This window comes from Bacillus cereus group sp. MG16 (genome assembly GCF_040459875.1).
GTDB lineage: Bacteria > Bacillota > Bacilli > Bacillales > Bacillaceae_G > Bacillus_A > Bacillus_A paranthracis.
Window position 1 is genome coordinate 3,369,081 of the sequence record NZ_JARVHE010000001.1, and the last position, 14,246, is coordinate 3,383,326.

Sequence of the window (14,246 nt, forward strand, 5' to 3'; positions counted from 1 at the left end):
AATCATCAGCGGAGTATAAGCCCCACTGATGATTCATTTTATAATACGCCCTCTTTAATTTTCAATTGTTGCGTTGCAAATTCACGATACATGTCATGTGTGCGTAACAATTCATCATGTGTACCACTACCTGTAAGATTCCCTTTTTCTATAAAGATAATTTTATCTGCATCTACTACAGTAGAAAGTCTATGTGCAATAACTAACGTTGTTCTGCCTTTCATTAAGTTATTTAATGCCTTTTGAACGACAGACTCTGATTTACTATCTAAACTAGAAGTTGCTTCATCTAACATAAGAATTTGTGGATTTCGAAGTAACGCTCGGGCAATGGCAATTCGCTGTCTTTGTCCTCCAGAAAGTTTCACACCACGTTCTCCAACTTCTGTTTCATATCCATTTGGCAAGTCATGAATAAATGCATCCACATATGCCATCGCTGCTACTTTTTCAATTTCTTCATCTGTCACTTCTCCCTTAACACCGTAGCAAATGTTATCCCGAATCGTTCCATCAATTAACGGACTATCTTGTGAAACGTAACCAATTTGACGTCGCCATGATTGTAATGAATAGTTCGTAATTGCATCTTTCCCTAATTTAATGGCACCGCTAGTTGGCTCATAAAAACGTTCTAATAGTGAAAATAATGTCGTTTTCCCGCTACCACTTGGCCCTACGATCGCTGTTACTTTTCCTGATTCAATTGTGAAATCAATATTCTTTAACACTTGCTCTTCTTCGTTATACTCGAAATGTACATTTTCAAGAACAATTGGTTGCTTAGCATTTATGACTTTCACACCAGTTTCATGGTCTTCTACTTCATATTCTAAGATAGTATTAATTCTTTCCGTTGCACCAATTGCCTTTTGGAATTGTGTAAAGAACATAGATAATTGACTCATCGGCATTATAATTTGAACTAAATATAAAATAAACGCTACTAGTTCCCCAGTTGTTAATGCACCGCTAGAAACTCGCATCCCGCCATATCCTACGATAATAACAAGCAATGCCATTAAAACAAACGACATAACTGGTGAAATTAACGCTTGCACTTTTCCCTCTTTCAAACCAAATTGCAATAACTTATCGATACCTTTATTTCCAGTTTCATATTCTCTTTTTTCTGTGTTCGAAGATTTCACTAAACGAATTTCTGATAATACTTGCGTTAGCACACTTGTAAAAGAAGCTGTTTCATCTTGAAGTGCTTTTGAAATCTTATACATTTTTCGTCCTAGTGGAACTAAGATCAGTACTGATAATGGAATAACCGTTAAAAGTAAAAGTGTCATTTTCCAATCTAAAACAAATAATACGATTAATGATCCGACAATTGAAATACCGCCTGTTAATAAATTTGACAAATGCTCAGAAATTAATGTCTTTACAACACCTGTATCATTTGTCATTCGGCTAATTGTATCGCCTGTTCTATTTTGATCATAATAAGATACTGGCAATATAAGTACCTTTTTCCACAAACGTTCTCTCAGTCCGGCTACAATCTTCTGCCCGATATAATTTAGTAAATATATAGATAATCCTGCAGCTATAGTTTGCATAATAAAGAATGCAACTAGCCCAACAATTTGTCCTGTACTAATTGACGAAAGTGAAAAATTATCTACTAATCCTTTTGTTAACATCGGAATAAATAAACTCGCTCCCGTAGAAAGCAAACTCATGAATAACGCAAAAACAAGAATCCTTTTCGGAGGATTTGTATCTTGAATAAGGCGTAAAAACTGCCTCCAACTCCCTTTTTTCTTTATTTCATTTCTAACTTCCATTTCTGTCATCTCCTCGTGTTAAACAAAACTGTTCTTTCTAAAAATAGAATACAATACAAATGTAAACTGAATGTAAACACACTTTTTCTGTTTTTACAAAATATACATAAAAACTCATCTTTACAACAGATATAAACATCTGATATTATTACCTGGTACTTAATATTGTTCTATGTGAATGATAGATAACTAATTTACAATACTATATACATCTCCAGTTATTGAAAGGAGTATCCTTTTTGCAAACAAATATACATTCTAAAAAGGAAACAATTATTTTTATTCATGGTTTAGTCGGCAATCGTCGTGCTTTCAAAAAAGAGCATAAACGATTTTCCGCCGCTTACAACATTATCACTTATGACTTATTAGGTCACGGCGATGATAAAGGAGAAGCTATCGAATTTTCATTACAGCGTCTCGTTGATCAATTATTGAATTTATACGAAAAAGAAGGCATTCAAAAAGCTCATATTTGCGCTTTAAGCTACGGCTGTTATATCTCTACCATTTTTGCACAAATGCATCCAGAAAAAGTTTTGAGCATTTGTCATATTGGTGGACATTATAATAACCCTTCCCTTTTATATAACGTATTTCAAAAGTTTTGGGAGAGGCGAGGAGACGATTACTCTAAATGGCTCTCTCAATACGCAAATACCATTTTTCCAAGTGGCATACTAAAGGCAAATCCGTTCGCAGTCATTTCAAGAAATATTTATTATCGGTTCGGATTGCAATTACATTCATCAATTATTGCTCAATCATTACGTCATCGGTTAGAATTCGATTTGAAATCTAAATTAAAATCACTTCCCCACCCTATTCTATGGGTAATGGGCGAACATGATCATCTCTATAAATCTTGTCTTTTTGATTTAAAGTCCATTCTTCCTAACGTTTTATATAAAGAAATACCGTTAGCAGGACATGCAGCAAACTTATTCCGCCCCAACTACTTTCATGATCTATACGCTCGATTTTTAAACGGGAAGTTACAGTAAAAACTATTACATCCCAATTTATTAAACTATAAAAAGGCTTCCCAAGTTTCCCTGGAAAGCCTTTTCTCTATACGAAAAGTATATAATCTACTTTTTCTTAGTATGCTTTTGTGTAACCTAATAGGTGCTTGCTCCAGTAAGAGTTACTTACAGAACTAATACGTACACCAGTTGCATCAGTTTCTGCACTAATGAACTGACCGTTTCCTAAGTAAACACCCATGTGAGAAGGACCTGATTTATAAGTGTTTTGGAAGTATACTAAATCACCTGGTTGTGGATTGCTAGTTTTTGTTTTAGAGCTCCAGTATCCAGCAACTGTTTGACGAGCGCCTTTATGACCAGTTTGATTTAATACGTAGTGAATGAATCCACTGCAATCAAAACCAGCAGGTGTTGTACCAGCTGTTCTGTATGGTGAACCATTTAATGATCTAGCGAATCCAGCGATTGAAGATGTATCTCCACCAGTTGTTGGTTTTTGTACATCTTTACCTGGTTGTTGAACGTTATTTGTAACGTTATTGTTATTTGTAACGTTGTTTACTCCGCCTTTTACAAACTTAACGAAGTCTGCACTTACGTAACCTGTGCGGCCGTTATGGTTAATTTTGTACCAACCATTTTCAGCGCCAGTAACGTTTAATACTGTACCGTTTGTTACACCACCGATTACAGCGTTGTATGTAGCTGGGCCTGTACGTACTTTTAAAGCACCAGTGTTAACAACATAAGAACCACCAGTTTGAACTGTAGTAGTATTGTTGTTTGTAGTTGGTTGTTGTGTTTCGTTAGATACAGCAGAACCACCTTTTGTTACGAAGTCTTTGCTTACGTATCCAGTTCCACCATTGAAGTTGATTTTAAACCAATCTTGTACTTCACCAACAACTTGTACTGTTTTACCTTTATTTACAGAGCCTAATACTGTATGAGATGTACTTGGGCCTGTACGTACGTTAAGTGAAGAAACGTTTACTGTGTAAGTACCAGTTCCTTGTTGAACAGTAGTTCCTGTTTTACCACCAGTCGTTACGAAGTCACCACTTACATAACCAGTTTGACCGTTTACAGATACTTTGAACCAACCGTTTTCTTGTCCAATTACTTGTAGTACTTGACCTTGTTTTACTTTAGAAATAACGCTATGTCCTGTACCAGCACCTGAACGAACATTTAATACATCAGCAGTTACTGTGTATTTTAAGTCGGATTTTGTTTCTACAGTTTTTGTTTCAGTTACAGTCGTTTGTGTTTGAGTTTGTCCATTAATTTCTTTTAGCGCTTCGTTTGAAACTTGTGCATGAGCAGAATCCATACCTGGAACTGCAACACCTGCTACTGAAGCTGCTGCTAAACCTGCAATTACTTTTTTCATAAGTTGTCTTTACTTCCTTTCCCTACTATCCTCTTAAAAAAACTTATAAACTTAATACTTTACAATATTATCAAAGTAAAATATTCATTAAGTTCCATTTTTTAACAAGAGTTTTATTTTTCACACAGAGTTCATTTTAAACGAGCGAAGTGAAATCCGTGTGAACTTCATGTGAACTTTACCATTAAACTTACTGTTTTTGCAATGCTTTTTTCATATTTCTTATGTATTTCATTGAAAATTCGACACACCATTCATTATCTTAGTATATATTTTTCTATCCACTCGAAAAATTCTATTCATCTAACACAATGCAAAGAATGTATTTCTTAGTATAGTTCCTCCCATGAAGTATACTCTTATCATGACAAAAAACACTTTTTTTATCAATAGTATAATATTTTTAGAAAACTATTTTTGATACTATCTATCACTTTTAAAAGATTTGACGATTTGTAAGATTTAACTTCAAAAATTCTGTTCTAATTTGACGAAAGTACACATTCCGCTACCCATTTTTAACTGTCTATGGAATTTATAGGGTATTTATATTATCATATATATAGTAGCGTTTTAAGCTATACACATTTTATTTACCCTACACGGAAAGCAATTGAATTTTAAGATGAGCGTTTTATTGCTTGCAAATAGTGGAATCAAAAGGGAGGTATATTTATGAAAAACATAATAGATGATCCTATAAATAAAAATATAGAACTGTACTATGCTTTTTTTCAATTCGTTTCAATTATTACCTTACAAAAAATATCAACTATTGAAACACGTAAAAACGAATTAAAAAATCAGATGAAAAATTCCTATCAAAAAAATCCTTACTACTTATAAAAAGGTGAACAGGTTGTATCCCTGTTCACCTTTTTATAAGTAGCAAAACCCCGATTGGTTCAAATAATAATTAGTGGGGGATAAACAATTCCCCCACTAATTATTTATAAATCTTCACACGGTTTTCTAAAGGCTGGTATTCTTTTTCACCTGCAGGTACAACCGGTTTACCAAACGGCATTTGCGCAATAAGCTTCCAATTTTCTGGAACTCCCCATTCTTTTCTCACTTCTTCATCAATTAATGGATTGTAATGTTGCAATGTAGCACCAAACCCTTCAATTTCCAAAGCTGTCCAAATTGCAAATTGTAACATTCCAGAGGATTGCTGAGACCAAATTGGAAAGTTCTCTTTGTATAATGCAAATTTTTCTTGCAGTTCTTCCACCACTTCACTATCTTCGAAGTATAGAACTGTTCCATAACCACTTTTAAATGCATTCATTTTTTCTTCCGTAGAAGCGAAGTTATTTTCAGGTACAATTTTTCGTAACGTTTCTTTCGTAATATCCCATAACTTATCGTGTTGTTCTCCAAGCAAGACGACAACGCGAGCACTCTGAGAGTTAAAAGCTGAAGGTGTATGTTTTACAGCATGATAAATCACTTCTTGAATTTTTTCATCAGAAACTACTTGTTCTTTACTAATTGCGTAAATAGATCTTCTGTCTTCAATCGCTGAGTAAAAATCTTTTGCCATCATAATTCCCTCCAATTTTCATTTGAGGCTTTTTCCTATGTACACATCATATGCCCCTCAAAACTTATCATTAATAAGTTTCTAACTTTATAATATAAACAAACAATAATAAACTCAAATAATAACACTCACATTTTTTACCTTTTTACTTTATTAGTGCTAAAAAATAAAAGGCAATTTGTTGTTACCGATAATACGTAACAACAAATTGCCTTTCTTATATGATGATCCAACTCAGTATTTCACTTAATTAACTAAGCCAAATGCATAAGACATTAGCTTATTCGTCTCTGTAAAACGCTTTGTTTTACCTTTTGTTCCCATAACAACTGTAATAATACGAGTATCACCTTGTTTTGCTGTACCCGTAAAACAATACCCTGCGCTATCTGTAAATCCTGTTTTTAATCCGTCTATTCCTTCTATATATAAAGCTTTATTATTTTTGTTTAACATATCATTTGTACTTATAACATTAATATTATTAAATGCTAACTGACTTTGACGTAAGTGAGTCACTTCTAATATTTCTGGGTAATCTTTTATAAGATGATACGCCAAGTTTGCTACATCACCAGCCGTCATTTTTGTTTCACTTCCATCGGGCTCTTGTAATCCAGAAGCATTTGCAAATTTAGCATGTTCCGACATTTTTAACTGTTTCGCTTTTGCATTCATAAGCTGAACGAAATCTTTCTCCGATTTTGCCATATGTTCTGCTAAAGCCACAGCTGAATTATTAGCTGACTCAATCATTAATGCATGATATAAATCTTTAACAGTTAATGTGTCATTAACTTGTACTGGGATTCTCGCTCCCTCTGTTTGTGCCGCTTTCGCACTCATTTTCACCGGATCTTCCCAGCGAACTTTCCCATTATGTACATTTTCTAATAGAAGATATGCTGTCATCATCTTAGACATACTTGCTGGCGCAAAAGCCTCATTTTCATTATGTTGATAAATAATATCTCCATTACTCGCATCAATAATCATAGCTGCTTTTGCATCAATTTCCGGTGGTATGTACTTTGGTGGGACTACTTTTTCAACTAATCCTGTTTTAGGTAGTTCTGCCACTTGTAAAGGTTGTCCCTCTATACTTGTTGCACTCTTTTGAGTTCCTTGGAATAAGAACCAACATATCCCTAAAACAATGACTAATAGGACTATCAGCCTTCCCCATTTTAACCGCTTCATTTCAAAACTCCTTTAACAAACCTTTTATACACTCACATTTAACCATAACAACTTTCCCTTTATATCGTCAAGGTAAAAAGCATATTTATTCATCTACAGCAATTATTATTTCAATGCATGTATGTTACAATAACAATACCGAAATATAAGAATATTCAATGACAAATCCTTATGAATAAAACTATTAATAGAAGGGATTCATACAAATGCCACTTCCAAAATCATTAAAATACGGAGACACAATTGGGATTTACTCACCTTCTTCTCCAGTAACCTACACTTCTCCTAAAAGATTTGAACGAGCGAAATCTTACTTACAACAGAAAGGATTTCATATATTAGAAGGTTCACTAACAGGTCGATATGATTATTATCGTTCGGGTAGTATACAAGAGCGTGCTGAGGAACTAAATGCTTTAATAAGAAATCCTAATATTTCTTGTATTATGTCAACAATTGGTGGGATGAATTCAAATTCAATATTACCTTATATTGATTATGATGCTTTTCTAAATAACCCTAAAATAATGATTGGATATTCAGATGCAACTGCTTTATTACTAGGAATTTATGCTAAAACAGGAATCCCTACATTTTATGGGCCAGCTCTCGTCCCTTCCTTTGGCGAATTTGAACCTTTTGTTAATTGCACATACAAATATTTTGCAGAAACTTTACTACATGATCAATCTCTTCCTTATCATATAAAACAACCATTATTTTGGTCAGATGAATTTATTAATTGGGAAGAAAAGACGAAGGAGAAAGAACTTCGACCAAACGATTGGATTTCAGTAATTGATGGAAAAGCTACTGGGCGTATTATTGGCGGAAATTTAAACACGATACAAGGAATTTTGGGTAGCCCCTATATGCCACATATTCAAGAAGGCGACATTCTCTTTATTGAGGACAGTTCAAAAGATGCAGCTACTATTGAAAGAAGCTTTTCATTACTTAAAATTAACGGTGTATTTGATAAAATTTCAGGTATTATTCTTGGAAAACATGAGCAATTTGATGATTGTGGTACAAATCGAAAACCTTTTGAAATACTATTAGAAGTACTTCAAAATCAAAGAATTCCTTTTCTAGCAGACTTCGATTGTTGCCATACACATCCAATGATTACCATACCTATCGGTGTTCAAGTAGAGTTGGATGCAACAAATAAAACGATACATATTATAGAATCTTGGAAAAAATGAATACATGGCTTTTATTGTTTTACAATAAAAGCCATGATACTATATAATTTGGAATGTGAAAGATTAAACTCAATACGTTCCAATATCTATCATTAGAAAAATTAGGTATAAATATATATTTATATGCAAAAGAGAGTGAATAAATGAAACCAACTATTAAAAATTACTTATTTTTACATGTAGCTTTTTTGATATATTCTATCATTATGGTTTACATGAAATGGGCGGCTAAATTTCCCATTGCTTCCATCTCATTTTTTATTGCTTATTTCGGACTAGTTATACTTTTATTTGGATATGCAATTTTATGGCAACAAGTAATTAAACATTTCGAAATATCAAAAGCATATTCACATCGCGGGATTATTATACTATGGTCAATGCTTTGGTCAGTATTTCTATTTGGAGATACGATTCAGTGGAATCATTTACTTGGTGCAGCTATTATTATCGTCGGAATTGTGGTGGTGACAAAAGATGAATAGTTATATGTTATTATTTATTTTCGGGATAATTTTAGCTAATTACTCACAAATATTATTAAAAAAAGCTACTTTGCAACAATACGATTCTAGAATAAAAGAATATGCGAATCCTTATGTTATTATCGGCTACTCTTTATTTGTAATTAACGCTGGATTAAATGTTATCGCCATGAAGGGCATGGCATTAAAACAAGCATCAGCATTAGAATCCTTAAGTTATATCATCATATTAATTTTCGGTTGGTATTTCCTAGGAGAAAAAATAACGAAACGTAAACTCATCGGCAACATGATTATTATCGTTGGTGTAATCGTTTATTGTATCCAATAGTAAAAAGCTCCGTTTATCACAAACGGAGCTTTTTACTATTGACCTAAATTTTGCACTTTATCTTTCAAATCTCGAACTTGATCTACCGTCTGCATAAGCTCAGAGTTTTTAAACTCTTCTACATTCACTTTGCCTTCTTCTATCTTTGTCTTCGCCGTATCAATTAACGTATTTAACTTTTCGTTATATCCGACGATTTGTTGATGAAGATCCTTTGCTACATCAGGTGGCGTTAATTCATTGAATGCGGGTATATCTTGTTTAATTTCACTAAGCTTCGTTTCTAATTCTTTTCGAGCCTCGCTATCATTAACGGCCTTTTCAGCTAATGCTGGTGCATCATTTGCAAACGCACTTATTTCATTTACATAGTCTGTCGCTTTTTGAGCATAATCTATGGAGTTCTTCCCTTGTTCTACTAGTGAACATCCCATTAAGCCAATTGTAACTATAAATACCACTAAAGTTGATTTTATTTTCATTTTAGGCTCCCTTCGTCTTTATAATTGTCTGTAAGTTTCTCTATCCTAACTTCTAGCTACATTACTTATAACCTTTTTTCAAATAGCTATTTACCCTCTTACATGCCCGATTACTGTTACAACATCTACTTCTATATGTACGCTAATAATATCTTCAATTATATCCGTATATCCTTGTCCTATAGCTGTTCCATAGTGTAATGTAAGCCCCTTCTTTTCATACACTGACTTTGGCACTGAAAAAATAAATCTCCTCAAGTTTCTTTCATCAGCTGGTTCCATAATTAAAACAATCCCATCCTCATCAAACATATACGCTCGCCCTCCAACTTTACATTCACTATGGCTCAGTATTGCCTTGGTCAGCAAAATTTAAAACATCATAAGTTAAGATACACTCTGCTCTATCATAAAGTGAAACTTTAATTAGCCCTCACAAGTCGACTCTTTATCGGCAAATAGCGGGATAAAAATAAAAAGCATTCATTCTTTTTTGTTAAGAATGAATGCTTTTTAAAAAATCAATTTCTAACTCTAGCATCTTTTTTTGACGAGGTTTTACTTTCCTTACGGGAACTCCAGCGTAAATATACCAATCATCTAAACTCTCTTTTACCATACTCATCGCACCGACTGCCGTACCTTCTCCTACAATTACATTTGGAAAAATAATAGAATTAGCACCAATAATCACATGTTTTTTAAAAATAACTTTTTCTGCTTTCACATTCCTATATTGATTCGGGACGGTTGGCCCCATTAATGTATTTCCACTGAAATCATCAAGTACTCCATATACGATTGTTTTAGCTGAGATGTTTGCAAAATCATGCATTTCAATCCCAACTTCCCCTCCATATAACGCTGTATACGCTGATATGTGCGAATAACTTCCAATTGTGATTTTACCACTTAAAATGCAAAAATCATCAATTCTTACATGATTGCCAACTGATATAGCACCTGGATTATATATACTTGCTTTTTTACTAACCAATACATTTTTCCCAACAGATAAAAATCCAATTTTCTTTAGTTCTTCTTGGCTATAAAAACTATTCATCTACCGACACCACCTTCTGCTCTAAACAGATTACAATTTGCTCTACTAGTTCTTTCGTCATTCCTTCCCATAAAGGTAAACTTACGATTCGTTTTGCTATTTTATTCGTTTTTGTTAAATCTGTCGACTTATAGTTTTTAAAAAGAACTTGTTGGTGGCAAGATGGTGAAAAGTATAATCTAGCTTCTATTTTCTGTTTTTTCAGTTCTTCAATTACTTGTATGTTGCGAACTTCTTCTGGACAAATGATAGGCATAAATTGGTGAATAACTGCTTCTGTCTTTTGGACTTTCCACCCTTTTTTCATTAACCCAGTATTTTGTAACAACTGTTTATACCATTCAGAAATACGGGTACGTTCTTTTAATTTTTGATCCCACTTTTTTATAGTCGCAATCCCAATAGCTGCTGCGTATTCAGACATTTTACAATTAAACCCCATCATCGTACATTCACGATTTTTATCAAATCCGAAATTCCCCATTCTTTTAATACGTTGTATATCTTCTTCGTTTTTACTATATATGAGCCCTCCTTCACCAATTCCGAACGGCTTTGTTGCATGAAAGCTATATACGATCATTCCACTAAAATCTTGACCGTAATGCATCCCTCCATTCATTAATCCAAATCCCGGCGCCGCATCTACGACAACCGGAATCCCCTTCTTCTCTAATTCTTCATATTCTTCTAAGTTCATCCATGATCCAAAAGTGGCGTACGGGACAACAATCGCAACCTCTTCTTTTAATTCTTCTATCTTATCCAAAAGTACGGTTTTATCCATATACCAATCATCTATTGAGATATCAATAAAATAAGGTTCCAATCCACACCAAATAGCGGCTAAGGCAGTCGCAGGGAATGTAAAGCTAGGCATGAGAGCATACTTTCCCTTTCTTCTTTTCTTTAGTTGAATAGCCGCCATTAACCCTAACGTTGCGTTTGCTACTGTTGTAACAGCTCCCCTGTTTTGAAAAAATGACGACATAATTGTTTCCTCAAAACGTTGATTTATAGGTCCATAATTCGTATATATGTGAGATGTATCAATTTCCTTCAATTCATCCAAATACTCAATTACAGGTACAGTTGAAGCACGTAAAAAAGGAATATTCTCCATATCTATCTATTCCTTCCTATCATTTTCGGACAATATAGAGCATATCTGTTTCAGATAATCCAAATTTCCTAGCACTTTTCATCCCTTGTTTTTCAGCTAGGTTATATAATTCCACTTTAAATCCCGCATTCATTAATCGTTGAATGAACCCTGATTGATTATAAATTCTCACATGATCTTCTTGACCAAAAGCTAATTTCCTCAATTGTGGAGTTACAATTAATTCATTCTCTATAATAGAATCCACATTCATTACGATGGGTACTTGAATAATTCCCCATCCACCTGGTTTTAGAACCCTATATAACTCTCGCATTGCTTTGCCATCATCAAGAACATGTTCTAATACGTGGCTACATAAAATTACATCAAAAGTATTACTATCATATGTAATGCTTGTAACATCAATTTCCTTCATTAATGGATCCTTTGGCTCTAAATCCCCACATACATACGTAATATTTTTATACTCGTTAAACCAATCTCTTACATTCGCTTCAGGTGCAATATGAAGCATAGTATATTTTCTACTTAACAAGTCCGTTTCCGTTTCAATGTACGCACGATACAATCTTTCACGATCCATTGAACTACAAACTGGACATATCCCTGTATCTTTATTCCACATCTCAAATTTATATTTCGGAAAATCATAATGTGCTGGCCAAGGTAAAAATTTTTCAAATTGTTGATTGCAATATTGACAATAACAACATTCTTTCTCAAACATATGGGCAACTAGTTTGTTTAACCCCTTTTTAATCTTTTCATTATAAATTTGATCTAGTTCTCCATTTCTTACTGCATCCTTAACTATAAATCCCGCATTCTCTAAACAATAGGATAAGCTCTCTTTATAATCTCTTTCAGAACTTAAAAACCCACTATTATATGCATCAATAATTAATTCAATCCATTCTTCAATTGTCATTAAAATAAAATGCATTTGTTTTTGATTTTGTCCACTATGTTGTCTAAAATAACTAAGAGGTTCTTGTATATAAACTACTTTTCCTTTCCTCATCATGTCTAGCCAAGTTGCAATGTCATTAATAGCAGAATAAGCCTTCCCTTTAAAATACCCAAACTTCCCTTCAAACATATCTCGATTAAATAGAACAGTTGTCGGCTCACCAACTACATTTTTCAAATTTTTTAACATATAATTCCCTAATTCTTTTCCTTCAAAAAGTGTAGTTTCTTTCGCGATTTTCATATTTAATGTTGAAGGTGGTAATATCTCTCCATTCTCATCAATCAGTTCACGATATGACGTCACAAATGAAATATTTTCTAACGTCAAAAAGTATTTCATCATTCTCTCGATCTTTTCATGATGAAATAAGTCATCATCTAATAAAAAGTTTATATAATCCCCGTTCGCAAGTTCTATACACTTATTAAAGTTTTCAGCAACTAACGGCGTTTCATTTTTAACATATGTAATACACTCATATTCACGTAAATACGGTTGAATCATCGCATTGACTTCATTATTTGTACTGTCGTCAGAAATAATAATTTCAATATTTTCATATGTTTGATTCAGAGCACTATTAAGCGCCAATTCCAAGTAATACGGTCTATTGTACGCAGGAATCAGTATACTTACTTTCGGTAAAGGAGAATTATTATTTATATATTGTTTTTTCTTTTCTATGTTTATTTTCTTTTCTTTAATTTTTTGATAATAGTCTAATGTATATAATATTGATGACGGAACTATCCTTCTTGCATATTCTAGAAAATTAGTTATCGCTTCATCTAACTCTTTTTCGTTAGATAAGAAACCATATTTTTCTCCAGCTATAATACTATGTGAAAAATCTTCTAATCCATCCATCATTTTATTAGATTCATTTAACTGTTGATCTGGATGTAATCGAAAGTAACTCAGTGTCTCTGCTATATATACTGCTTTTCCTTTACTTAATAAAGATAACCATGAAGCTATATCTACGTTACAAAGATACCTCCTCTTATCAAAAATCCCATACGGTTCTTGTAAATCATTTTTACGAAATAAAACTGTTGTCGGTTCTCCAATATAATTTTTTTGATCCACAATTACCCTATTTGCTAATTCTGTTCCCTCTATAATCGTATCCTCTTCAAATAAACGGACAGTTGAATAAATATGTCGTAGTTCTTTCCCTTTTTCATCAATTACTTGACGATGAGATGTTACAAGCTTAATTTCATTATCTAAATCATTGAAAAAACACTTCATCATTTTTTCAATTTTATCCACATGAAAGATATCATCATCCATTAAAAAATTTATATACTCACCGTTCGCTTCATGAAATAACATGAGTGCATTTTCAAATTGTCCGAGTGTTGAACTGTTTTTTATATAAATAATATTTGAATGATCACATAAGTATTTTTGTAATACCTTTTCTGTTTCGTCATTCGTACTATCATCTCCAACTATAATTTCTATATTAGGGTACGTTTGTTCCAGCACACTACATAACGCCTCTTCAAAAAAGCGAGGACGATTATATGTAGGAATTAAAACACTTACCAAAGGAAGTTGATCTACCACCTCTTCAGTTCTTTCAATACGAGTTTTCATTTTACTCTCTCACCTCTTCGCATATTATTTATATACGCGACACAAA

At 33.2% G+C, this 14,246-nt stretch carries 14 protein-coding genes; 5 read left to right on the forward strand and 9 right to left on the reverse strand.

The genetic code is table 11. The features are described from left to right. Nucleotides 1–38: 38 nt before the first annotated feature. Entirely contained in the window at nucleotides 39–1,799 is a 1,761-nt protein-coding gene (locus QCI73_RS17445; RefSeq protein ID WP_353823422.1) for an ABC transporter ATP-binding protein, read from the reverse strand. A gap of 239 nt (nucleotides 1,800–2,038) precedes the next feature. Between QCI73_RS17445 and QCI73_RS17450 the strand changes: the two genes are divergently transcribed. Next, nucleotides 2,039–2,803, forward strand: coding sequence for an alpha/beta fold hydrolase (locus QCI73_RS17450; RefSeq protein WP_353823423.1), 765 nt, complete (start codon nucleotides 2,039–2,041; stop codon nucleotides 2,801–2,803). Between the two features lie 97 nt (nucleotides 2,804–2,900). Here QCI73_RS17450 and entFM read toward each other — a convergent pair whose 3' ends face one another. After that, nucleotides 2,901–4,181, reverse strand: a complete 1,281-nt coding sequence (gene entFM / locus QCI73_RS17455) for an enterotoxin EntFM (protein WP_353823424.1) — start codon at nucleotides 4,179–4,181, stop codon at nucleotides 2,901–2,903. Between the two features lie 675 nt (nucleotides 4,182–4,856). On the opposite strand from entFM, the gene QCI73_RS17460 reads away from it, so the two are divergent. Further along, on the forward strand, nucleotides 4,857–5,027 hold the full coding sequence (locus tag QCI73_RS17460) for a hypothetical protein (RefSeq protein ID WP_011040231.1): 171 nt from the start codon (nucleotides 4,857–4,859) through the stop codon (nucleotides 5,025–5,027). 100 nt (nucleotides 5,028–5,127) lie between these two features. Here QCI73_RS17460 and QCI73_RS17465 read toward each other — a convergent pair whose 3' ends face one another. Together QCI73_RS17465 and QCI73_RS17470 are read right to left on the reverse strand one after the other, a co-directional pair. Then, nucleotides 5,128–5,730 (reverse strand): nitroreductase family protein, encoded by a 603-nt coding sequence (locus tag QCI73_RS17465; protein WP_001993708.1) that lies wholly within the window; start codon nucleotides 5,728–5,730, stop codon nucleotides 5,128–5,130. 243 nt (nucleotides 5,731–5,973) lie between these two features. Continuing rightward, nucleotides 5,974–6,927 (reverse strand): D-alanyl-D-alanine carboxypeptidase family protein, encoded by a 954-nt coding sequence (locus QCI73_RS17470; protein ID WP_353823425.1) that lies wholly within the window; start codon nucleotides 6,925–6,927, stop codon nucleotides 5,974–5,976. A gap of 206 nt (nucleotides 6,928–7,133) precedes the next feature. Here QCI73_RS17470 and QCI73_RS17475 point away from each other — a divergent pair, with 206 nt between their 5' ends. The 3 genes from QCI73_RS17475 (at nucleotide 7,134) to QCI73_RS17485 (ending at nucleotide 8,951) form a co-directional block, all read left to right on the forward strand. After that, on the forward strand, nucleotides 7,134–8,135 hold the full coding sequence (locus QCI73_RS17475) for a S66 family peptidase (protein ID WP_262725465.1): 1,002 nt from the start codon (nucleotides 7,134–7,136) through the stop codon (nucleotides 8,133–8,135). Between the two features lie 143 nt (nucleotides 8,136–8,278). Continuing rightward, nucleotides 8,279–8,620, forward strand: a complete 342-nt coding sequence (locus QCI73_RS17480; protein WP_000805122.1) for an EamA family transporter — start codon at nucleotides 8,279–8,281, stop codon at nucleotides 8,618–8,620. Continuing rightward, nucleotides 8,613–8,951, forward strand: coding sequence for an EamA family transporter (locus QCI73_RS17485; protein WP_242316539.1), 339 nt, complete (start codon nucleotides 8,613–8,615; stop codon nucleotides 8,949–8,951). Before QCI73_RS17480 ends, QCI73_RS17485 begins: the two co-directional genes overlap by 8 nt. 35 nt (nucleotides 8,952–8,986) lie before the next feature. Here QCI73_RS17485 and QCI73_RS17490 read toward each other — a convergent pair whose 3' ends face one another. The 5 genes from QCI73_RS17490 to QCI73_RS17510 form a co-directional block, all read right to left on the reverse strand. Continuing rightward, on the reverse strand, nucleotides 8,987–9,433 hold the full coding sequence (locus QCI73_RS17490; RefSeq protein ID WP_353823426.1) for a DUF6376 family protein: 447 nt from the start codon (nucleotides 9,431–9,433) through the stop codon (nucleotides 8,987–8,989). Between the two features lie 90 nt (nucleotides 9,434–9,523). Further along, complete coding sequence (locus tag QCI73_RS17495; protein ID WP_000459104.1) at nucleotides 9,524–9,745, reverse strand: hypothetical protein; 222 nt, start codon at nucleotides 9,743–9,745, stop codon at nucleotides 9,524–9,526. 184 nt (nucleotides 9,746–9,929) lie between these two features. After that, on the reverse strand, nucleotides 9,930–10,496 hold the full coding sequence (locus QCI73_RS17500) for an acyltransferase (RefSeq protein ID WP_353823427.1): 567 nt from the start codon (nucleotides 10,494–10,496) through the stop codon (nucleotides 9,930–9,932). Then, complete coding sequence (locus tag QCI73_RS17505; RefSeq protein WP_353823428.1) at nucleotides 10,489–11,619, reverse strand: DegT/DnrJ/EryC1/StrS aminotransferase family protein; 1,131 nt, start codon at nucleotides 11,617–11,619, stop codon at nucleotides 10,489–10,491. The genes QCI73_RS17500 and QCI73_RS17505 overlap by 8 nt, the downstream gene beginning before the upstream one ends. 19 nt (nucleotides 11,620–11,638) lie before the next feature. Then, nucleotides 11,639–14,200 (reverse strand): glycosyltransferase, encoded by a 2,562-nt coding sequence (locus tag QCI73_RS17510; protein ID WP_353823429.1) that lies wholly within the window; start codon nucleotides 14,198–14,200, stop codon nucleotides 11,639–11,641. Between the last annotated feature and the right edge of the window lie 46 nt (nucleotides 14,201–14,246).